At 72.7% G+C, this 22,676-nt stretch carries 4 protein-coding genes; all 4 read left to right on the top strand.

What is annotated here, in order from left to right:
- Window positions 1-12 precede the first annotated feature (12 nt).
- From ACZ7CH_RS14020 to ACZ7CH_RS14005, 4 genes are read left to right on the top strand one after another with little or no spacing between them, the layout of a single operon-like run.
- Entirely contained in the window at window positions 13-19,509 is a 19,497-nt protein-coding gene (locus tag ACZ7CH_RS14020; protein WP_470374041.1) for an amino acid adenylation domain-containing protein, read from the top strand.
- Window positions 19,506-20,723, top strand: a complete 1,218-nt coding sequence (locus ACZ7CH_RS14015; protein WP_470374040.1) for an MFS transporter — start codon at window positions 19,506-19,508, stop codon at window positions 20,721-20,723. Before ACZ7CH_RS14020 ends, ACZ7CH_RS14015 begins: the two co-directional genes overlap by 4 nt.
- The gene (locus ACZ7CH_RS14010; RefSeq protein WP_470374039.1) at window positions 20,720-21,910 is read left to right on the top strand and encodes a cytochrome P450; all 1,191 of its coding nucleotides are present in this window, start codon (window positions 20,720-20,722) and stop codon (window positions 21,908-21,910) included. The genes ACZ7CH_RS14015 and ACZ7CH_RS14010 overlap by 4 nt, the downstream gene beginning before the upstream one ends.
- Window positions 21,907-22,659 (top strand): thioesterase II family protein, encoded by a 753-nt coding sequence (locus ACZ7CH_RS14005; protein WP_470374038.1) that lies wholly within the window; start codon window positions 21,907-21,909, stop codon window positions 22,657-22,659. The genes ACZ7CH_RS14010 and ACZ7CH_RS14005 overlap by 4 nt, the downstream gene beginning before the upstream one ends.
- Window positions 22,660-22,676: the final 17 nt, after the last annotated feature.

Raw genomic sequence — 22,676 nt, 5'->3', positions numbered from 1 at the left:
GACGGGTCGACCATGAGCACCGGCGAGATCGAGCACACGAGCACCTCCGCCGACAGGGACGAGCTCCTGCGCCGGTGGCTCAGCGGCGGCGTGCGGGGCAGGCGGCGGACGATGGGGCGGGCGGACCGGTCCGCGCCGCTGCCGCTGTCGCACGGGCAGCGGCAGATGTGGTTCCTCAACCGGCTGGACCCCGGCAGCGCCGAGTACCTGGTGCCGCTGGCGTTCCGGTTGCGCGGGCCGCTGGACGTCACCGCGCTGGAACGGGCCTGGGAGCACGTCGTCGCCCGGCACGAGGTCCTGCGCACGCGGTACGCGGTGAACGGCACCGAGCCCGTGCAGGTGATCGACCCGCCCGCGCCGGTCGCGCTGCCGGTCACGCGGGTGTCCGATGTGGACGAGGCGGTGGGCGAGGAGGCCGTCGCGCCGTTCGACCTCGAACACGACTGGCCGGTGCGCGCGAAGCTGTGGCGCACCGGGCCCGAGGACCACGTGCTGACGCTCGTCTTCCACCACGTGGCGTTCGACGCCTGGTCCACGCGCGTCGTCGGCGAGGAGCTGGAGGCGCTCTACACGGCGTTCACGCGCGGTGAGCCCGCGCCGTTGCCGCCGGTGCCGACCCAGTACGCGGACTACGCCGTGTGGCAGCGCGAGGACCCGGCCCTGGAGCAGCAGCTCGCCTACTGGCACGAGCAGCTCGCCGGCATCGAGGTGGCCGACCTGCCCGCCGACCTGCCGCGGCCCGCGGTGCGCGACGCCGCCGGTGACGCCGTGGAGTTCGCGGTGCCGGCCGAGGTCGCCGGCAGGATCAGGGCGGTGGCCAAGGAGTACGGCACGACGCCGTTCGTCGTGCTCCTCACGGCCTTCCAGGTGCTGATGGCCCGCTACACCGGCCGCTCCGACGTGCCGGTCGGCACCACCGTGTCCGGCCGGACCCGGCCAGAGCTGCAGGGCATGATCGGCTACGGCGTCAACAACCTCGTGCTGCGCGCGCGGTGGGAGGGCGACCCGTCCTTCCGCGACCTGCTCGTCCAGGCACGCGGCACGCTCGCCGACGCCTACGACCACCAGGCAGTGCCCTTCGCCCGGCTCGTCGACGACCTGCAGCCCGAGCGGGACATGTCCCGCACCCCGCTGTACCAGGTCGCGTTCACCATGCACGACCGCGGCGGCGCGCCGTTCGGGCTGCCCGGCGTCACCGTCGAGCCGCGCACCGCCACCGGGCGGGTGGCCAAGTGCGACCTCGAACTGCAGATCAACGACCTGCCCGACGCCTCGTTCGCGGGGCAGCTGGTGTACGCGACGTCGGTGTTCCACGAGGAGACCGTGCAGCGCGCCGCCGGGCACCTGGTGCGGTTGCTGGAGTCCGCGCTGGCCGACACCGCGCTTCCGGTGTCCCGCCTGAACATCCTTGACGACGCGGAGTACGCGCTCGTCACCGGCGTGGTGCCCGGTCTGGGCAGCCCGGTGACCGACTGCGTGCACACCCTGTTCGAGGAGCAGGCCGCCCGCACGCCGAACGCCGTGGCGATCGTCGCCGGCTGCACCAGGCTGACCTACGCCGAGCTCAACGCCCGCGCCAACCGGCTGGCGCACCACCTGCGCGACCTCGGCGCCGGGCCGGAGACGCTGGTCGGCGTGCGCCTGGAACGCGGGCCCGACCTGCTGCCGGCCCTGCTCGGCGTGCTGAAGTCCGGCGCGGGCTACCTGCCGCTGGACCCGGTGAACCCGGAGGACCGGCTGCGGTACGTGCAGGCCGACGCGGACGTGTCCGTCGTGGTCGACGAGGAGCTGCTCGCCGCACTGCCGGACGGGCCAGACACCAACCCCGTGAACCGGTCCGCTCCCGACAACGTCGTCTACACGATCTACACCTCCGGCTCCACCGGCAAGCCCAAGGGCTGCGTGCTCACCCACGCCAACGTCGTGCGGCTCATGCGCACCGCCCAGGAGCACTACGAGTTCAACGAGTCCGACGTGTGGTCGATGTTCCACTCCTATGCGTTCGACGTGTCGGTGTTCGAGATGTGGGGCGCGCTGCTGCACGGCGGCACCCTCGTCGTCGTGCCGCGGGAGGTGACGCGGTCACCGGAGGACTTCCTGGACCTGCTGGTGGACAACGAGGTCACGGTGCTGAGCCAGACGCCGTCGGCGTTCCGCTCGCTCGTGTCCGCCGCCGCCGACGGCGACTCGCGCATCGACCGGCTGGTGCTGCGGGCGGTGATCTTCGCGGGCGAGAAGCTGGAGATGCCCGAACTGCGGCCGTGGACCGACCGGCGCGGCCTGGACGAGCCGGTGCTCGCCAACATGTACGGCATCACCGAGACCACCGTGCACACCACGTTCTACGAGGTGCGGCCGGGAGACCTGGAGCTGTCGGCCGGCAACCCGATCGGGCGGCCGCTGGGCGACCTGAACGTGTACCTGCTCGACGCGCACGGCGGGCTGGTCCCCGTCGGCGTGCCCGGTGAGATCCACGTCGGCGGCCCCGGAGTCGCCCGCGGGTACCTCAACCGGCCGGAGCTGACCGCCGAGCGGTTCGTGCCGAACCCGTTCGGGCCGCCCGGCTCACGGCTGTACCGCAGCGGCGACCTCGCACGGCGCCGCCCGGACGGCAGCCTGGACTTCCTCGGACGCGCCGACCACCAGGTCAAGATCCGCGGCTACCGCATCGAGCTCGGCGAGGTCGAGCTCGCGCTGACGGCACTGGACGACGTGCGCGACGCCGTGGTGATCGCACGCGACGAACGCCTCGTCGCCTACGTCGTGCCGGTCGCCGGAGAGCTGGACACCGCGTCGGTGCGGACGGCGCTCGGCCGCGACCTGCCGGACTACATGGTGCCGGCCGCGTTCGTGCGGCTCGACTCGATCCCGTTGACCCCGAACGGGAAGCTCGACCGCCGCGCACTGCCCGCACCCGACCTCGGCGCGTTCGCCCACGGCGAGTACGTGGCGCCGCGCACGCCGGTCGAGGAGCAGGTGGCCGCGGTGTGGGCGACGGCGCTGGAGGTGGAGCGCGTCGGTGTCCACGACGGGTTCTTCGACCTCGGCGGCGACTCGATCCGGGCGGTCGCGCTGGTGGGCGCGCTGCGGGCGGAGGGCTTCGACCTCGCCGTGCGCGACGTGTTCGAGCGCCGCACGGTCGCCGAGCTGTGCGAGCTGCTGACCGGCCGCACCGCCCTGGTCGCCGCGGACGACGCGCTGGTGGAACCGTTCGCGCTGATCTCGGCGCAGGACCGGGCCGCACTGCCCGACGGCGTCGTCGACGCCTACCCGCTGTCGCAGATCCAGACCGGCATGGTCATCGAGATGCTGGCCGACGACAGCAAGAACAACTACCACAACTGCTCCTGCTTCCGGATCCTCGACGACCGCCCGTTCTCGTGGGAGGCCTTCGAACGCGCCGCGCGGATCGTGGTGGAGCGCCACGACATGCTGCGCACGAGCGTGCACCTCACCGACTACTCGGTGCCGCTGCAGCTGGTCCACGCCACCGCGACCATGGAGGTCGGTCAGCGCGACCTCGGCCACCTCGACGAGGAGGGCCAGCTCGCGACGCTGCGGGAGTGGGTGCGCGAGCAGCGCGCCACGCCGTTCGACCTCACCGAGCCCACGCTCATGCGGTTCCACGCCCACCTCACCGGCACCGACCGGTGGTGGATCTCCATCACCGAGTGCCACCCGGTGATGGAGGGCTGGAGCTACCACTCGCTGCTGATGGAGCTGCTGCGGTTGTACCGCTCGATCCGCGACGGCGTGGAACCCGAGCCCCACGACCGCCCCGGCGTGCGGTTCGCCGACTCGGTCGCGGCGGAGCTGGACTCGCTGGAGTCCGGTGTGGACGGTGCGTACTGGCGCTCCGTCGTCACCCGCTACCCGAAGGTCACGCTGCCGGCGGGCTGGGGCGAGGAGCCGGGGACGACGCACCACGTGCGGGTCTCGTGGGAGGACCTGGAGCCCGGCCTGCGGGCGCTGGCCGCGGACGCCGGTGCCTCGCTCAAGGCCGTCATGCTGTCGGCCTACCTCAAGGTGATGAGCCAGCTGACCGACCTGCCGTCGTTCCACGGCGGCCTGGTCTACGACGTGCGGCCCGAGGTGCTCGGCGCCGACCGGGTGTTCGGCATGTACCTCAACACGCTGCCGCTGCCGTTCGACCGCGGCGCGCCCTCGTGGCTCGACCTGGTGCGGCAGGTGTTCGCGCAGGAGGTCGAGTCCTGGGAGCACCGCCGGTACCCGCTGCCCGCGGTGCAACGCGAGTACGGCGCGGCCCAGCTGATCGACGTCTTCTTCAACTACCAGGACTTCCGCCAGGTGGACACCGGGCTGGTGGACGCCTCCGTCGGCATCGACGACAGCCCCACCGAGTTCCCGCTCACGATCTCCTCGCGCAACAAGCACATCTTCCTCACCGCCGCCTCGTCGTCGCTGAGCCTCGCCAACACCGAGCGCATCGCGGCGATGTTCCGCGCGGTGCTCGCGGACATGGCCGCTGACCCGGCGCGCGACGCCCAGAAGACGTTCGTCGCACCGGAGGAGACCGCGCGGACGCTGGGGGAGTGGGCGGTCAACCCCGCCCCCGCGGTCGAGAAGTGCACCTACGAGCTGTTCGAGGACCAGGTCGCCCGCACGCCGGACGCCGTCGCCGTCACCGACGGAACCCGGCAACTGTCCTACGTGGAGCTGGACGCGCTCGCCAACCGGTACGCGCACCGGCTGCGCGGCATGGGCGTCGGTACCGAGTCCGTGGTCGGCGTGCTGCTCGACCGCGGCCCCGACCTGCTGGCGTGCCTGCTGGGCGTGTGGAAGGCGGGTGCGGCGTACCTGCCGATGGACCCGTCGTTCCCGGCCGGCCGCGTCACCGGCGCGCTCGCCGACGCCGAGGCCGCCGCGTTCGTCACGCAACCCGGGTACACCAACGACTTCGCCGGCCCGACGCTCCTCGTCGGCGTGGACGACGTCTCGGCCGAACCGGCGACCGCTCCCCAGCGGGTCGCCGACCTCGACCGGCTCGCCTACGTGATCTACACGTCCGGCTCGACCGGCCGGCCCAAGGGCGTCCAGGTGCCGCACCGCGGCCTGGTCAACCACGTGTGGTGGGCCGTGCAGGAGCTGGCGTCGCAGGGCACCGGTGGCGCGCCGCTGTTCTCGTCGATCGCCTTCGACCTCGTGGTGCCGAACCTGTGGGCGCCGGTGCTGGCCGGGCAGGCCGTGCACATGGTGCCGCAGGACACCGACCTGGCCGCGCTGGGTGAGGCGTTGTCCGGCCCGTACAGCTTCATCAAGCTCACGCCCGCGCACCTGGAGGTGCTGACCCACCAGCTGCCGCCCGAGCAGGCCAACGCGCTCGCGTCGGTGCTGGTGGTCGCGGGTGAGGCGCTGACCCGCCGGGTCGTCACGGCGTGGCGCGAGCTGGCGCCGGACGTGCGGCTGGTCAACGAGTACGGCCCGACCGAGACGTCCGTCGGAACGTGCACCCACCCCGTCGAGGGCCCGATCACCGCGGAGGTCCAGCCCATCGGGCGGCCGCTGCCCAACGTGACGATGTACGTGCTGGACCACCGGCTGGAGCCGGTGCCCGTGGGCGTGCCCGGCGAGCTGTACGTCGGCGGCACGGGTGTCGCACGCGGCTACGCCGACCGGCCGGAGCTCACCGCGGAACGCTTCCTGCCCGACCCGTACGGGCCGCCGGGAGCGCGGCTGTACCGCAGCGGCGACGTGGTCCGCGTGCTGCCCACCGGTGACGTGGACTTCCTGGGCCGCGGCGACGGCCAGGTCAAGATCCGCGGCTACCGGGTGGAGCTCGGCGAGATCGAGGCCAGGATCGCCGAGGACCCGCGCGTCACGGACGTGCGCGTGGTGCTGCGCGAGGACAACCCAGGTGAGAAGCAGCTCGTGGCCTACCTGGTCGGCGCGGACGCCGACCCGCAGGAGCTGCGCGCGCTGCTGGAACCCGTGCTGCCCACCTACATGGTGCCGTCGGCGTTCGTCCAGCTCGACGCCATCCCGTTGAACGCCAACGGCAAGGTCGACCGGGCCGCGCTGCCCGCACCCGGCGCGGACGCGTTCGCGCGGGCAGTGAGCGTGGCACCCAGGACACCGCTGGAGGAGCGGGTCGCCGCGGTGTGGCACGACGTGCTCGGCGCCGACTTCGGCGTGCACGACGACTTCTTCGACCTGGGCGGCGACTCGATCCGCGCGGTCGCGCTGATCGGCGCACTCCGGGCCTCCGGGTTCGACGTGTCCGTGAAGGACGTGTTCGGGCACCGCACGGTCGCGGCGCTGTGCGAGCGGCTGTCCGGCCGCGCCGCGGTGTCGGAGGAGACCTTCGTCGAGCCGTTCGCGCTGATCAGCGCGGAGGACAGGGCGGCGCTGCCGGACGGCGTCGTCGACGCGTACCCGTTGTCGCAGGTGCAGACCGGCATGCTGGTCGAGATGCTGGCCGACCCCGGTCGCAGCAACTACCACAACGTCAACGTCTACACCGTGCACGACGACCGGCCGTTCGACGTGCTGGCGTTCGCCCGCGCGGTGCGGATCGTCGTGGCACGGCACGACGTGCTGCGCACCAGCGTGCACCTGACCGGTTTCTCGGTACCGCTGCAGCTCGTGCACTGGGTCACCGAGACGCCGATCGGCCGGTTCGACCTGCGCCACCTCGACGTGCGCGACCGGCGGGCCGCGGTGTCGGACTTCGTCGCCGCCGAACGCGCGGACGTGTTCGACCTCGCCGCCGGCACACCGCTGCTGCGGGTCAGCGCACACCTCATGACCGACGACGAGTGGCTGTGCTCGTTCACCCAGAACCACGCGGTGATGGACGGCTGGAGCAACCAGCTGTTCCTGATGGAGCTCGTCGAGGTCTACCGGCGGGTCCGCGACGGCCAGGAGCCCGACCGGTACGAGCCGGTCCCGGTGCGGTACGCGGACTTCGTGGCGGCCGAGCTGAGGTCGCTGGAGTCGCGGGAGGACGCCGGGTACTGGCAGCGGCTCGTCGACGAGCACGCCAAGTTCGAGATCCCCGCCGGCTGGCACGGTGACCGCACCGCGCCGGTGGCACCCGTGCGCGCCGGCACCGACTTCGGCGACCTCGCGGACGGGCTGCGCGCTCTGGCGTCGGCGGCGAAGGTGTCGATGAAGAGCGTGCTCGTCGCCGCGCACGTCAAGGTGATGAGCCAGCTCACCGGCGAGACCGCGTTCCACACCGGGCTCGTCACGCACTCCCGGCCGGAGGCGCCCGGCGCGGACCGGCTGTACGGCAACTTCCTCAACACCCTGCCGTTCCCCTCCGACCGCTCCGCGCGCACCTGGCGCGAGCTGGTGCGGCAGGTGTCCGACCGGGAGATCGAGGCCTGGGCGCACCGGCACTACCCGATGCCCGCCATCCGCGGGCACGGTGGCCGGCTCGTGGACGTGTTCTTCGGGTTCCTCGACTTCCACCGGCTGGACGCACAGGTCGCCGAGGACGGCTGGGGCTTCAACGACGCGCCCAACGAGTTCGCGCTCGCGATCACGACGCTCGGCGGTCTGCTCGCCATCACCACGAACTCGCACGTCCTCAGCCAGGACAACGCCGACCGCGTGGCCGGGATGTTCCGCGCCGTGCTGGCGTCCATGGCGGCCGAGGTGGACGGTGACGCACGGGTGGTGTACCTGCCGGAGGGCGAGCGGGACCGGCTCCTGGAGCTCGGCGGCACCAGCCGGGTGCCCGTGGTGAAGTGCGTGCACGAACTGTTCGAGGACCAGGTCGCGCGCACGCCGGACGCGGTGGCCGTGGTCGCCGGCGAGGTGTCGCTGACCTACGCGGAGCTCAACGCGCGGGCCAACCGGTGGGCGCACCACCTGCGTTCGCTCGGCGCGGGACCGGAGCAGCTGGTGGGCGTCTCGCTCGACCGCGGCCCCGGCCTGCTGCCCGCACTGCTGGGCGTGCTGAAGTCCGGTGCGGGCTACCTGCCACTGGACCCGGTGAACCCGCCGGAGCGGCTGGAGCACATCCGCGAGGACGCCGGCGTCTCCATCGTGATCACCTCGCCCGAGGTGCCGGAGGGACCGGAGACCAACCCCGTCACGGTGTCCGGCCCGGACAACGTCATCTACACGATCTACACCTCCGGGTCGACCGGTAAGCCCAAGGGCTGCGTGCTGACCCACCGCAACGTCGTGCGGTTGATGGCGACGGCGCAGGAGCACTACGCGTTCGACGAGTCGGATGTCTTTTCGTTGTTCCACTCGTATGCGTTCGACGTGTCGGTGTTCGAGATGTGGGGTGCACTGCTGCACGGCGGCACGCTTGTGGTGGTGCCGCGTGAGGTGACGCGGTCGCCGGAGGACTTCCTCGACCTGGTGGTGGACACCGGGGTCACGGTGCTGAGCCAGACGCCGTCGGCGTTCCGGTCCATCGACCCCGAGGACCCGCGCACCGGCCGGTGGTCGGTGCGGACGGTGGTCTTCGCCGGTGAGAAGCTGGAGATCGGCGAGCTGCGGCCGTGGCTGGACCGGGTCGCCCTGGTCAACATGTACGGCATCACCGAGACGACCGTGCACACGACCCACCACCGCGTCGCTGCGGCCGACCTGGCCGGTGGCAACGCCATCGGCTCGCCGTTGCGCGACCTGTCGGTGCACCTGCTGGACCCGCACGGGGAGCTCGTGCCGTTCGGGGTGCCGGGCGAGATCCACGTCGGCGGTCCCGGTGTGGCCCGCGGGTACCTGAACCGGCCGGAGCTGACCGCCGAGCGGTTCGTGCCGGACCCCTTCGGTGCGCCCGGCTCGCGGCTGTACCGCAGCGGTGACCTCGCACGGCGCCGCCCGGACGGCAGCCTGGACTTCCTCGGACGCGCCGACCACCAGGTCAAGATCCGCGGCTACCGCGTGGAGCTGGGCGAGATCGAGGTCGCGCTCAGCTCGCTGCCCGGCGTGCGGGAGGCCGTCGTGGTCGTGCGCGACGACCGGCTCGTCGCCTACGTCGTCGGCGCGGACGGGACCGACCTGCGCTCGGCGCTGGCCAGGAACCTGCCGGACTACATGGTGCCGTCGGCGTTCGTGTCGCTCGACGCCATCCCCTTGACCGCCAACGGCAAGCTCGACCGGCGCGCACTGCCGGACCCGGACGCCGGCGCGTTCGCGGGCACCGGTCACGTCGCCCCGCGCACCCCCGTGGAGGAGCGGATCGCCGCGGTGTGGCGGGACGTGCTGAAGCTCGACCGCGTGGGCGTCCACGACGGGTTCTTCGAGGTGGGCGGCGACTCCATCCGCGCGGTGCGCCTGGTGGGCGCGCTGCGTGCGGGAGGCGTCGACCTGTCCGTGCCCGAGGTGTTCGAGCACCGCACGATCGCCGGCCTCGCCTCGATCGCGTCCGGACGCGCGGACGTCACCGCACGCGGACCGGTCGAGCCGTTCGAGCTGGTCAGCGCGGCGGACCGGGCGAAGGTGCCCGCGGGTGCCGCCGACGCGTACCCGATGTCGCAGGTGCAGACCGGCATGGTCGTCGAGCTGCTGACCGAGGACGACGCCTACCGCAGCTTCGCCTCCTACCGGATCGCCGGGCCGTTCTCGGCGGACGCCCTGCGCGCGGCGGCGCGGATCGTGGTGGCACGGCACGACCTGCTGCGGACCTCGTTCGACCTCTACACGTACTCCGTCCCGATGCAGGTCGTGCACGCCGAGGTCGACGTCCCGGTGACCGTGCACGAGGTGCACGGCGAGGACGCGTTGATGGAGTCGCTGCTCGCCCAGCGCAACGCGACCTTCGACCTGGACTCGGCGCCGCTGCTGAAGATCGCCGCGCACCTCACCGGTGACGACGGCTGGTGGCTCTCGCTGTGCCGGCCGCACGCGATCGTCGAGGGCTGGAGCCACAACTGGCTGCTCGCCGAGCTGGTCGACTGCTACCGGCGGCTGCGCGACGGCCTCGCGCCGGCGCCGCACACCCCGCCCGGAGTGCGGTACGCCGACTACATCGCCGCCGAGCTGGCGTCACTGGAGTCCGAAGAGGACGCCGCCTACTGGCGTGACGTCGTGCACGCGCACACCCCGGTGACGCTGCCGGAACCGTGGCGCGGCGAGGAACCCGGCGAGAGCTACGACGTGCCGGTCGCGCTGGACGAGCAGGCGCTGACGGCGGTCGCGGCCGAGCTGCGCGTGTCGGTGAAGACCGTGCTGCTCGCCGCGCACGTCAAGGTGATGGGGCAGCTGACCGGGGCACCGGCGTTCCACGTCGGCCTGGTGTGCGACGCGCGGCCGGAGCTCGACGGCGCCGACCGCGTCTACGGCATGCACCTCAACACCGTGCCGTTCCCGGCGGACCGGTCCGCGACGACGTGGCGCGAGCTGGTGCTGCGGGTGTTCGACCGCGAGGTCGAGCTGTGGCCGCACCGCCGCTACCCGATGCCCGCGATCCAGCGCGCCTGGCCGGGCGGACGGCTCGTGGACGTCGCGTTCAACTACGTCGACCTGCGGCACGAGGAGTCCGCCGGCGAGGACGTCGAGTCCCGGTACGCGGTGTCGCAGACCGAGTTCGGCCTCACGCTGCACTGCCGCCCGAACCGCCTGAACCTCACCGCGAACACCGCCGTGCTGTCCCGTGCGGACGGTGCGCGGCTCGGCGAGATGTACGCGGCGGTGCTCGACGCGATGACCGCCGACCTCGACGGTGACGCCCGCACGACCCACCTGCCCACCGGGGAACGCGCCCGCCTGCTCATCGAGGCGTCGGCGACCGAGCGGGAACCGGTCGACCTGTGCGTGCAGCAGGAGTTCGAGCGCCGGGTCGCGCTCGCCCCGGACGCCATCGCCCTGACCTCCGACGACTACGCGGCGACCTACGCCGACCTCAACGCACGCGTCAACCGGTTGGCGCACCACCTGACCGGCCTCGGCGTCGGACCCGAGACGGTCGTCGCGATCTGCCTGGAGCGCTCACCGGAGCTGGTCACCGCCGTGCTCGCGGTGCTCAAGGCGGGCGGCGCCTACCTGCCGCTCGACCCGGAGACCCCGCCCGCGCGCCTGGAGTTCATGCACTCCGACGCCGGCGCGCGGCTCCTGGTCACGCGGAGCTCCCTGCTGGACCGGGTGTCGCACGAGACGGTCGTCCTGGTCGACGAGCCCGCACTGCAGGACCTGCCCGACACCGACCCCGCCCCGCGGGCCACGCAGGACAACCTCGCGTACGTCATCTACACGTCCGGGTCCACCGGCCGGCCCAAGGGCGTCATGGTGCGCCGCGGCGGCATGGGCAACCACCTGCTCGCCAAGGTCGAGGACCTCGGGCTCACCGAGCGGGACAGCGTGGTGCAGAACGCCTCGCCGTCGTTCGACATCTCGGTGTGGCAGATGCTCGCACCGCTGGTCGTCGGCGGCGAGGTCCGGGTCGTGGACGGCGACACGGCGCTCGACCCGGACGCGCTGTTCGGCCTCGTGGCGCAGGAGCGGATCACCGTGCTGGAGGTCGTGCCCTCGCTGCTGCGCACCGCGCTGGACAGCACGGGCGCGGACGGCACCGGGCTGCCTCCGCTGCCGCACCTGCGGTGGCTGATGGTGACCGGTGAGGCGCTGCCGGCGGAGCTGTGCCCGCGGTGGTTCACCCGGTACCCGCGCATCCCGCTGGTCAACGCCTACGGCCCGACCGAGTGCTCGGACGACGTGACGCACGCGTTCCTGACCGAGCGGCTGCACGGACGGCGCGTGCCGATCGGTGAGGCCGTCCGCAACACCCGCCTCTACGTGCTGGACGCCCGGCTGGAGCCGGTGCCCTCCGGTGTGGCGGGCGAGCTGTACGTCGGCGGGCTCGGCGTCGGTCGCGGCTACCTGAACCGGCCGGACCTCACCGCGGAGAAGTTCGTGCCCGACCCGTTCGGCCCGGCGGGCGCGCGGCTCTACCGCACCGGTGACCTCGCGAGCTGGCGGCCGGACGGCGCACTGGACTTCCTCGGCCGGATCGACGACCAGGTGAAGGTGCGCGGCCACCGGATCGAGCTGGGCGAGATCGAGGCGGAGCTCTCGGCGTTCGACGAGGTCCGCGAGGCGCTGGTGGTCGTGCGCGACGACCGGCTGGTGGCCTACTACACCGGTGGGTCACCGGCGCGGGAGGAGCTGCGCGACCGGCTCGCCCGCACGTTGCCCGACTACATGGTGCCGGCGGCGTTCGTGCGGCTCGACGAGTTCCCGTTGACGCCCAACGGCAAGCACGACCGCAAGGCGCTGCCCGAACCCGGTGACGACGCGTTCGCCCGCGGCGAGCACCTCGCGCCGCGCACGGAGACCGAGGCCCGCGTCGCCGAGATCTGGCGGACCGCGCTCGGACTCGACCGAGTAGGCGTGCGGGACGGGTTCTTCGACATCGGTGGTGACTCGATCCGCGCGGTCGGACTGGTCGGCGCGTTGCGGGCCGAGGGCTTCGACGTCGCCGTGCGGGACGTCTTCGAGGCGCGCACGGTCGAGAACCTGTGCCGGCTGTTCACCGGTCGCGGGGTGGCGGCCGAGCAGGAGTACGTCGAGCCGTTCGCGCTGGTCTCGGCGGAGGACCGGGCGTTGCTGCCCGCGGACGTCGTCGACGCCTACCCGGTGGGCCGCACCCAGCTCGGCATGATCATCGAGATGCTGGCCGACGACGGCAGGCACCCGTACCACATCATCAACACGTTCCGGGTGACCGAACCCGAGCCGCTCGACCCCGCCGCGCTCACGGCGGCCGCCCGCGTGCTGGCCGACCGGCACGAGGTGCTGCGCACGTCGTTCCGGCTCACCGGCTTCTCCGAGCCGCTGCAGCTCGTGCACGGCAGCGCCGACCTGCCGGTCGAGCTCCGCGACGTGCGCGGACTGTCCGAAGAGGACCTGGTCGGGGTCAGGCAGGAGCTGGCGGCCGAGCAGCGCGCCGCGGTGTTCGACGTCGCGAGGGCACCGCTCATGCGGATCATCGCGCACGTCGAGGCCGACGACGCGTGGTGGGTGACGTTCACCCAGTCGCACGCGATCACCGAGGGCTGGAGCTACCACTTGCTGCTCATGGAGCTGCTGGACGTCTACCGGGCGATCCGCGACGGCGCCGAACCCGAGCCGTACGACCGGCCGCGGGTGCGGTTCGCCGACACGATCGCCGGTGAGCTGGCGGCACTGGGCTCCGCGGCGGACCGGGCCTACTGGCAGCGCGTCACCGGCACGCAGGCGCCGGTGGTCATGCCACCGGAGTGGGCCGGCGACTCCGACGAGCGCGTCTACGTCGAGGTGCCGTTCGACGACCTCGGCGCCGCCCTGCGCTCGGCGGCCAGCGCCGCCGGTGTGTCGATGAAGAGCGTGCTGCTGGCCGCGCACCTCAAGGTGATGGGCCAGGTCACCGACGAACCGGCGTACCACACCGGCCTGGTGTGCGACGTCCGCCCGGAGGTGCTCGGCGCGGACCGGGTGCCCGGCATGTACCTCAACACCCTGCCGATGGGCGTCGACCGGTCGGCGCGGACGTGGCGCGAGCTGCTGACGCAGGTGTTCGACGCCGAGGTCGAGCTGTGGGCGCACCGGCGGTACCCGATGCCCGCGGTCCAGCACGACTGGGGCGGCGGCCGGCTGATCAACGTGCTGTTCAACTACCTCGACTTCCACCACGTCGACACCGACCGCGTCGCGACCGGCACCCGGATGAACATCGGCCCCAACGAGTTCGACCTGTCGATCTTCAACCGCGGCGACCGGCTCTGGGTGAACTCGCACGAACGCGTGCTCAGCCGCGCCAACACCGAACGCCTCGCCGGCATGTACCGCGCGGTGCTCGAAGCCATCGCGTCCGACGTGGACGGTGACGCGCGGGCCGTGCACCTGCCGGCCGGTGAACGGGAACGGCTGCTCGGCTTCACCGACGCCGTCGCGGAACCGGTGTCGTCCTGCGTGCACGAGCTGTTCGAGCAGCAGGCGGCGCGCACCCCCGACGCGGTGGCCGTGATCGCCGGCGGGGTGTCGCTGACCTACGCCGAGCTCAACGCGCGGGCCAACCGCCTCGCGCACCACCTGCGTTCCCTGGGCGCCGGGCCGGAGCAGCTCGTCGGCGTGTGCCTCGACCGCGGTCCCGACCTGCTGCCCGCACTGCTGGGCGTGCTCAAGTCGGGCGCGGGCTACCTGCCGCTGGACCCGGTGAACCCGCCGGAGCGGCTGGAGTACGTCCGCGAGGACGCCGGCGTCTCGATCGTGGTGGACGCGGAGGTGCTGGCCGCTCTGCCCGAGGGGCCGGACGCGAACCCCGTGTCGCTGACGGTGCCGGACAACCTGATCTACACGATCTACACCTCGGGTTCGACCGGCAAGCCGAAGGGCGTCTGCCTGACCCACAGCAACGTCGTGCGGTTGATGGCGACGGCCCAGGAGCACTACGCGTTCGACGAGTCGGATGTCTTTTCGTTGTTCCACTCGTATGCGTTCGACGTGTCGGTGTTCGAGATGTGGGGCGCACTGCTGCACGGCGGCACGCTCGTCGTGGTGCCGCGCGAGGTCACCCGCTCGCCGGAGGACTTCCTCGATCTGTTGGTGGACACCGGGGTCACCGTGCTGAGCCAGACGCCGTCGGCGTTCCGGTCCATCGTCGCGTTCGCGGACGACCCGCGGATCACGCGGCTATCGGTGCGCGCGGTGGTCTTCGCCGGTGAGAAGCTGGAGATCGGCGAGCTGCGGCCGTGGGTCGAGCGCGTCGGACTCGGGCGGGTCGCGCTGGTGAACATGTACGGCATCACCGAGACGACCGTGCACACGACCTACCACCGGCTGTCCAAGAAGGACACGCTGCCCGGCGCGGGCAACCCCATCGGCCGGCCGCTGAGCGACCTCGCCGTGCACCTGCTGGACGCGCACGGCAACCTCGTGCCGATCGGCACCCGCGGCGAGATCCACGTCGGTGGCCCCGGCGTGGCCCGCGGCTACCTGAACCGGCCGGAGCTGACCGCCGAGCGGTTCGTGCCGGACCCGTTCGGACCGCCCGGATCGCGGCTGTACCGCAGCGGCGACCTGGCCCTGCGGCGACCGGACGGCAGCCTCGGCTTCGCCGGCCGGGCCGACGACCAGGTCAAGATCCGCGGCTACCGGGTCGAGCTGGGCGAGATCGAGGCGGCACTGGTCGCTCACCCGGACGTGCGTGACGCGGTGGTCGTGCTGCGCGACGAGTCGCTGGTCGGCTACGTCGTGCCCGCGGGTGACCCGGCCGGACTGGACGCTGCCGCGGACCCGGCCGGATCGGACTCCGCCGGGCCGAACCCCACCGGCCTCGACCCCGCCGACCTGCGGGCCTGGCTCGGCCGCACGTTGCCGGACTACATGGTCCCGGCCGCCTACCCGGTGCTCGACCGGATTCCGCTGACCCCCAACGGGAAGCTGGACAAGCGGGCACTGCCCGCACCGGACCGGGGCGCGTTCGCCGGTGCCGAGTTCGTCGCCCCGCGCACGCCGGTCGAGGAACGGGTCGTGGCGATCTGGCGCGCGGTGCTCGGCGTCGACCGGGTCGGGCTGGCCGACAGCTTCTTCGACCTGGGCGGGGACTCGATCCGCGCCGTGATGGTCGTGGGGGAGATGAAGGCCGCCGGGATCGCGGTGACCGCCCTCGACGTGCTGCGGCACCAGACGATCGCCGCGGTGCTGGCGCTGTCGTCCCACGACGCCGGTGCCGAGCCGGTCGAACCGTTCGCGTTGCTCTCCGACGCCGACCGGGCGCTGCTGCCGGACGGGCTGGTGGACGCCTACCCGCTGACCCAGCCGCAGACCGGCATGCTGGTGGAGATGCTGGCCGGGGACGGCCCGCGCAGCTACCACCGGGTGGCGTCGGCGCGGATCAGCGAACCGTTCTCCCGCGACGCCCTGCACCGCGCCCTGCACCTGCTCGTGTCACGGCACGAGGCGCTGCGGACGTCGGTGGACCTCGACCGGTGCTCGGTGCCGGTGCAGCTGGTGCACGCCTCGGCCGAGGCGCCGTTGAAGGTGGTGGACCTGACCACGGCCGCTGACGCGGACGAGCAGGTGCGCGCGGCGTTGCGCGGTGAGGCGGAGACCGCGATCCCGCACTCCGCGGCACCGTTGCTGCGGCTGACCGTGCACCGGCTCGCCGGCGGGCAGTGGCAGCTGACGATCACCCAGTCGCACGTGGTCATCGACGGCTGGACGTTCAGCACCCTGCGCGCCGAGCTGCTGGAGACCTACCGCGCCGTGCGCGACGGTGCCGACCTGCCCGCGTTCACGCCGTCCCGGCTGCGGTTCGCGGACACCGTCGCGGCGGAGCTGCGCGCGCTGCGGTCCACTGAGGACCGCGCGTACTGGCAGGACGTCGTCGACGGGTTCGAACCGTTCGCGCTGCCCGACGGATGGGGCGGTTCCGGTGAGGACAGCCACCTCCGCGTGCCGCTCGACGACCTGTCGGAGGGGCTGCGCGCGGTCGCCGCGGCGGTCGGGGTGCCGGTGAAGAGCGTGCTGCTGGCCGCACACCTCAAGGTGCTCAGCCAGCTCACGCCCGCGCGGCGGTTCCACTCGGGGCTCGTCACGCACTGCCGCCCGGACGGCGGCGACCGCGTCTACGGCACGCACCTCAACACCGTGCCGTTCCCGGTGGAGGTCACCTCGTCCTGGACGGACCTCGCCCGGCAGGTGTTCGACCGCGAGCTGGGGATGTGGCCGCACCGGCACTTCCCGATGCCCGCGATCCAGCACGAGCTGGCGGGCGGCGGGCGGCTCGTGCAGGTGTACTTCAGCTACGAGGACTTCGGCACGCCCGACGTGGCCGCCGATCCCGCGGAGGGCTTCAGCCACGACGAGTTCCCGCTCGCCGTGACGGCCTCCGACACCTGCCTGTTCCTGGCGTGCGACGGCGCGGTCCTCAGCCGGGCCAACGCCGAGCGGCTCGCCCAGATGTACCGGGCGGCGCTGGCGTCGGTCGTCGCGGGTGAGGACTGCGGGACCTACCTGCCCGAGGGCGAACCGGTGCTGCCGGTCGGCCCGGAGCCGGCGGTGTCCAGGCCGGCCCCCGACATGTTCGAGTCGCACGTCCGGGCAACACCGGACGCACCTGCGGTGACGTTCGAGGGCGCCACCGTGTCGTACGCCGAGCTCGACGCGCGGGCCAACCGCGTCGCCCACCTGCTCCGCGCGAAGGGCGTGGGCACCGAGTCCCTCGTGGGCGTGCTGCTGGACCGCGGGGTGGACCTCGTCGCGGCGCTGCTGGGCGTGTGGAAGGCGGGCGCGGCCTACGTGCCGGTGGACCCGTCGTTCCCGGCGGCGCGGGCGGAGGAGATGCTGCGCGGCTGTGCGGCGGTGCTCGACGCGCCGGCGCTCGACGGGCTCGACGCCTTCCCGGCGACCACGCCGGATCGTGCGACGGACCCCGGCCACCTGGCGTACGTGATCTACACGTCCGGGTCGACCGGCCGTCCCAAGGGCGTGCAGGTCACCCACGGCGGCCTGGCGAACTTCCTGGCCTACGTGCGGGCCGAGTACGTGCGCGACCGCGGTGCGCCGCTGTTCGCGTCGATCGCCTACGACATGGTCGTGTCCAACGTGCACGGACCGCTGACCGCCGGTGCGCCGCTGCACCTGGCGCCGCGCGACCTCCCGCTCGACGAGCTGGGCGACTGGCTGGTCCGGCAGGGCCCGTTCGACTTCGTCGAGCTGACCCGCAGCCACCTGGAGCTGGTCACCGGGCAGGTGCCGGGCGTGCTCGCCCGCGACCTGGTCGTCGGCGGCGAGGCCGTGTCCGGTCACGTGGTGGCGTCGGCGCGCGGCCTGGTCACCGGTCGGATCGTCAACTCCTACGGACCGACCGAGACCACGGTGACGTCCAACGAGTTCGTCGTGCCGGACGGCGCCGACGCCGTGCCGATCGGCACGCCGCTGCCCGGTGTCTCGACCTACGTCCTGGACTCCGCGCTGCGACCGGTGCCCGTCGGCGTGCCCGGCGAGCTGTACGTCGGCGGTGCCGGGGTGGCCCGCGGCTACCGGGACGAGCCCGCGATGACCGCGGACCGGTTCGTGCCGGACCCGTTCGGCGCGCCCGGTTCCCGGCTCTACCGCACCGGCGACCTCGCCCGCGTGCTGCCCTCCGGTGACGTCGACTTCCTCGGCCGCGACGACGGCCAGGTGAAGATCCGCGGGTTCCGGGTGGAGCTCGGTGAGATCGAATCGGTCCTGCGGGAACGGCTCGACGACGCCCGCGTCGTCGTGGACGCCGGCCGGCTCGTCGCCTACGTGGTGGGGGAGCGGGACGACCTGCGCCCGTGGCTCGCCTCCCGCCTGCCCGCCCACCTGGTGCCGGCCGCGTTCGTGCCGGTACCGGAGATCCCGTTGACCGCCAACGGGAAGCTCGACCTCCGCGCGTTGCCCGCGCTGGACGGGTCGGCGTTCGCGCAGCGGTCCTACCAGGAACCGATCACCGACACCGAGCAGTGGCTCGCCGACGTGTGGGCCGAGGTGCTCGGCCTGGAGCGGGTCGGTGCCGCCGACCGGTTCTTCGAGCTCGGTGGCCACTCGATCCTGGTCTTCCAGGTGATCGCGGCGGCCCGGCGCGCGGGACGGGCGCTGTCGTTGCTGGCGATGTACGCCGACGACCGCCTTTCGGCCGTGGCCGCGGCGATCGACCAGGCACGGCCGGCGCCGGTCGAACACAGCGTGGCGGACGTGAGCGTGACAGACGTGAGCGTGGCGGTGATCCGCGGTGGTGAGCTCGCCGAGGCCCGCACTGGCGGCGCGGTCAGCGCGGACACGGTGTTCCAGGTCGGTTCGCTGAGCAAGCCGGTCACCGCGTTCACCGCGCTGCGGCTGGTCCAGCAGGGCGTGCTCGACCTCGACGCGGACGTGAACACCCACCTGACGAGCTGGTCGGTCCCCGCCGACGGCCGCGTCACCCTGCGGCAGCTGCTCAGCCACCTGTCCGGGCTCGCCCCGGCGCCCAACCCGGGCTACGCCGAGCTGCCCGGACTGGCGGAACTGCTGCGGGACGTCCGGCTCGAAACGCCGCCCGGCGCGATGTTCCGCAAGGCGGACGTCAACTACACGGTCGTCGAGCAGTTGCTGGAGGACGTCACCGGCCGGCCGTTCGCCGAGCTGGTGCGGGAGCTGGTGTTCGCACCGCTCGGCATGGCGCGCAGCGGCTACGGCCCGGCGACCGGACCGGCGGCCCAGGGGCACGACCAGGACGGCAAGCCCGTCCCGTGGCTGCTGTGGCCCGCCGCGGCGAGCGGTCTGTGGACCACGGCGGGCGACCTCGCGTCGTTCCTGCTGGAGGTCCGCCGGTCGCGCCTCGGCCACGCCGGTGCGCTGCTGTCACCGGAGCTGGCCGGGGAGATGGTGACACCGCAGCACCGGCACAGCGCGTACGGGCTCGGCGTGGTCGTGGACGACCTCGGCACCGACGTCCAGTTCGGGCACGGCGGCACGGGCGGTGGCTTCCACGCCATGGCGATGTGCCGCATCGGCCAGGGCACCGGGTTCGTCGCGCTCACCGGTTCCGACGCGGGCGCCGACGTGGTGAAGCAGTACACCTCCCTGCTCGAAGGCGACCGATGAGCGCGGGGGTGCTGCGGCACAACCGGGACTTCCGGCTGCTGTGGACCGGCGCGGGCATCTCCGCGCTGGGCGGCACGGTCACGACGGTCACCTACCCGCTGCTGATGATCTGGCACGACGGGTCACCGGTGCGGGCCGGGCTCGTCGGGTTCGCGGCGCTGCTGCCGATGCTGCTGCTCCAGCTGCCCGCAGGGGTGTTCGTCGACCGCTGGGACCGGCGCCGCGTGATGATCACGTGCGACGCGGTGTCGTTCCTGTCGATCGGCAGCGTCGCGATCTCGTTGCTGCTCGGGCACCTGTGGCTGCCGCACCTGCTCGCCGTGGCGTTCCTGGAGGGCAGTGCGCAGATCTTCTACCGGCTGTCGGAACGCGCGGCGGTGCGCAACGTCGTGCACCCCGACCACCTGCCGGCCGCGCTGTCGCAGAACGAGGCGCGCGGCCGTGCGGCGGGGCTGCTGGGCCAGCCGCTGGGCAGCGTCCTGTTCGCGCTGGTGCGGTGGGCGCCGTTCGTGTTCACCGCGCTCGGGCACCTCGTCGCGCTGGTCACGCTGCTGCTGATCCGCAAGGACTTCCAGACCGAGCGGGGTCAGCGCAAGAACATCAGGGCCGAGATCGCCGAGGGCGTCGGCTGGCTGCTGCGGCAGCGGTTCCTGCGCTCCGCCGTGCTCCTGGTGGCCGTGACCAACGTGCTGTTCCAGGTCCTGTCCCTGAGCCTGGCGCTGATCGTCAAGGAGAACGGCGGCTCGCCCGCGGTGATCGGCGTGATCGGTGCCGCGTCCGGTGTCGGCGGCGTGCTGGGCGCGATGAGCGGCTCGTGGTTCGTCCGCAGGCTCCGGCCGGGCATGGTGATCATCACCGTGTTCGCGGTGTGGGCGCTGCTGATGCCGATGGTCGCGCTGACCTCCAGCCCGGTCGTCCTCGGCGGCCTGTTCGCCGGCATGTCGTTCGCCGGTGCCCTGGTCAACGTGATGGCCGGCGTCTACCAGGTGCAGGTCACGCCGGACGAGATGCAGGGCCGGGTCGGCAGCGTGGCCGGCCTGCTCAGCTCGGGTGCCAACTCGTTCGGCGCGCTGGCCGCCGGGTTCCTGCTGGCGTCCTGGGGGACCTGGCACACGGTGCTCGGCGTCGGCGCGGTGATGGCCGCCGTCGCCGTGACCGCCTGGCTGATGCCCGCCGTCCGCACCACCGAGTACCGGGAAAGGGTGACCGCATGACCAAGGCGATCGAGAGCCTGTTCAGCCAGTACGGGGAAACCGACCCGTACGCGCTGTACCGGCGGCTGCGCGAGCTCGGCCCGGTGCACTGGGACCAGTGGATGCGCACCTGGATCGTGCTCGACCACGAGGAGATCACCCGGCTGTCCAAGGACCCCCGGCTCTCCGGCGCCCGGATCGAGCAGTTCTACGAACAGCTCCCCGAGGGGGCGCGCACCGGGCTGGCGACGCTGAAGGACGCGCTGGCGCCGATGATGCTGTTCAACGAGCCGCCCCGGCACACCCGGCTGCGGCAGCTGTTGCGCCCCGGGCTTACCCCGCGGTTCGTCAAGGAGATCCGGTCGGTCATCTCCGACCGGGTGGAGTCGCTGCTCGACGAGGCCGCTGCCCGCGGCGGGATGGACGTGATCGCGGACTTCTCCGAACCGCTCACGCGGGACGTGGTCGGGCAGCTCGCCGGCGTTCCCGAACGCGGCGCGCACCTGCTGGAGAGCTGGCAGGGGCTGCTGCACGAGTTCTTCACCCAGTCCCGGCGCGAGGTGCCGCGGGTCGCCGCGCTGCGCGGCCTGTTCGACGAGGGCGCGCAGGCCCGCCGCGACGGCACCGGCACCGACCTGTTCACCAGGATGGTGTCCGGGCAGCTCGTCAAGGACGACTACACCGAGGACGAGGTCTTCGCGAACTTCCTGCTGCTCATCGACGCGGGCCAGGCGACGACCACGCACCTGATCGGCAACGCCGTGCTCGCCCTGGTCGAACACCCCGACCAGCAGCAGCTCCTGCGGTCCAGGCCCGAGCTGGCGGCGAACGCGGCGCACGAGTTCCTGCGCTACGACAGCTCCGTGCAGTTCACCAGCCGGGTGGCGCTGGAGGACATCGAGATCGCCGGGCAGCGCATCGAACGCGACCAGTCCGTGGCGCTCGTGCTCGGCGCGGGCAACCGGGACCCCAAGCGCTACGCCGACCCCGACCGGCTCGACGTGACCCGCAGGGCGCACGACCAGCTGTCGTTCGGGCACGGCATCCACTACTGCCTCGGCGCCTCGCTGGCGCTGGCCGAGATCGAGATCGCCGTCTCCCGGCTGCTCGGCCGGTTCTCCACCATCGAGCTGCTGGACCGGTCGCCTGCCTGGCTGGAGAGCATCAACTTCCGGTTCCTGCGGCACCTGCGGATCGAGGTCCGGTGACGGGCCGCTGGTTCCGCGCGTTCGTGCCGCGTCCGCAGGCACCGCGGCAGCTGGTGTGCTTCCCGCACGCCGGTGGCGCTGCCAGCGCGTTCCGCGGCTGGGCCGAGCTGCTCGGACCGGCCGTCGAGGTGGTGGCCGTGCAGTACCCCGGACGGCAGGACCGCATCGGCGACCCGCTGCCCGCCGACCTCGCGGAGCTCGCGACGTGGGTGGCCGAGCAGGTCGAACCGCGGCTCACGCGCCCGACCGCGTTCTTCGGGCACAGCATGGGCGCCGCGGTCGCGTTCGAGACCGCACGGCGGCTGCGGCCGCGGTTCCCGTCGCGGCTCGCCCGGCTCTACGCGTCCGCCTGCGACGCCCCACCCGCGCACCGCCGCCGCACGACCGACCACAGCGACGCCGAGATCCGCGAGTACGTCCGGTTCCTCGGCGGTTCCGGCGCGGCGCTGCTCGACGACGCCGAGCTGTGGCAGCTGTCGTTGCCCGCGCTGCGCAACGACTTCCGCCTCATCGAGTCCTACCGGTACACGGCGGGCGCACCGCTCACGTGCCCGGTGACCGCGATCGCCGGCGACCGCGACGAGTCGGTGGCGCTCGCGGACGTCCTGCGGTGGCAGGAGATCACCATCGGGCCGTTCGAGGCGACCACCCAACCTGGTGGCCACTTCTACTTCGACGACTCCGCGGCGGGACTCGCCGAGCTGATCAGGGCCGAGGAGAACTGGGCCACCGGTATGGCCGCGATATAGCCCGAGTATCGGGACCG

This window comes from Lentzea sp. NPDC037011 (assembly GCF_055607425.1).
The sequence above is the reverse complement of the archived record's forward strand: the minus strand, read 5'-3'. Positions and strand labels throughout refer to the sequence as shown.

What these genes read in the sequence shown, in the direction of transcription:
- ACZ7CH_RS14020 (WP_470374041.1), top strand. Translation starts at nt 13, where the DNA reads ATGAGCACCGGCGAGATCGAGCACACGAGCACCTCCGCCGACAGGGAC.
- ACZ7CH_RS14015 (WP_470374040.1), top strand. Translation starts at nt 19,506, where the DNA reads ATGAGCGCGGGGGTGCTGCGGCACAACCGGGACTTCCGGCTGCTGTGG.
- ACZ7CH_RS14010 (WP_470374039.1), top strand. Translation starts at nt 20,720, where the DNA reads ATGACCAAGGCGATCGAGAGCCTGTTCAGCCAGTACGGGGAAACCGAC.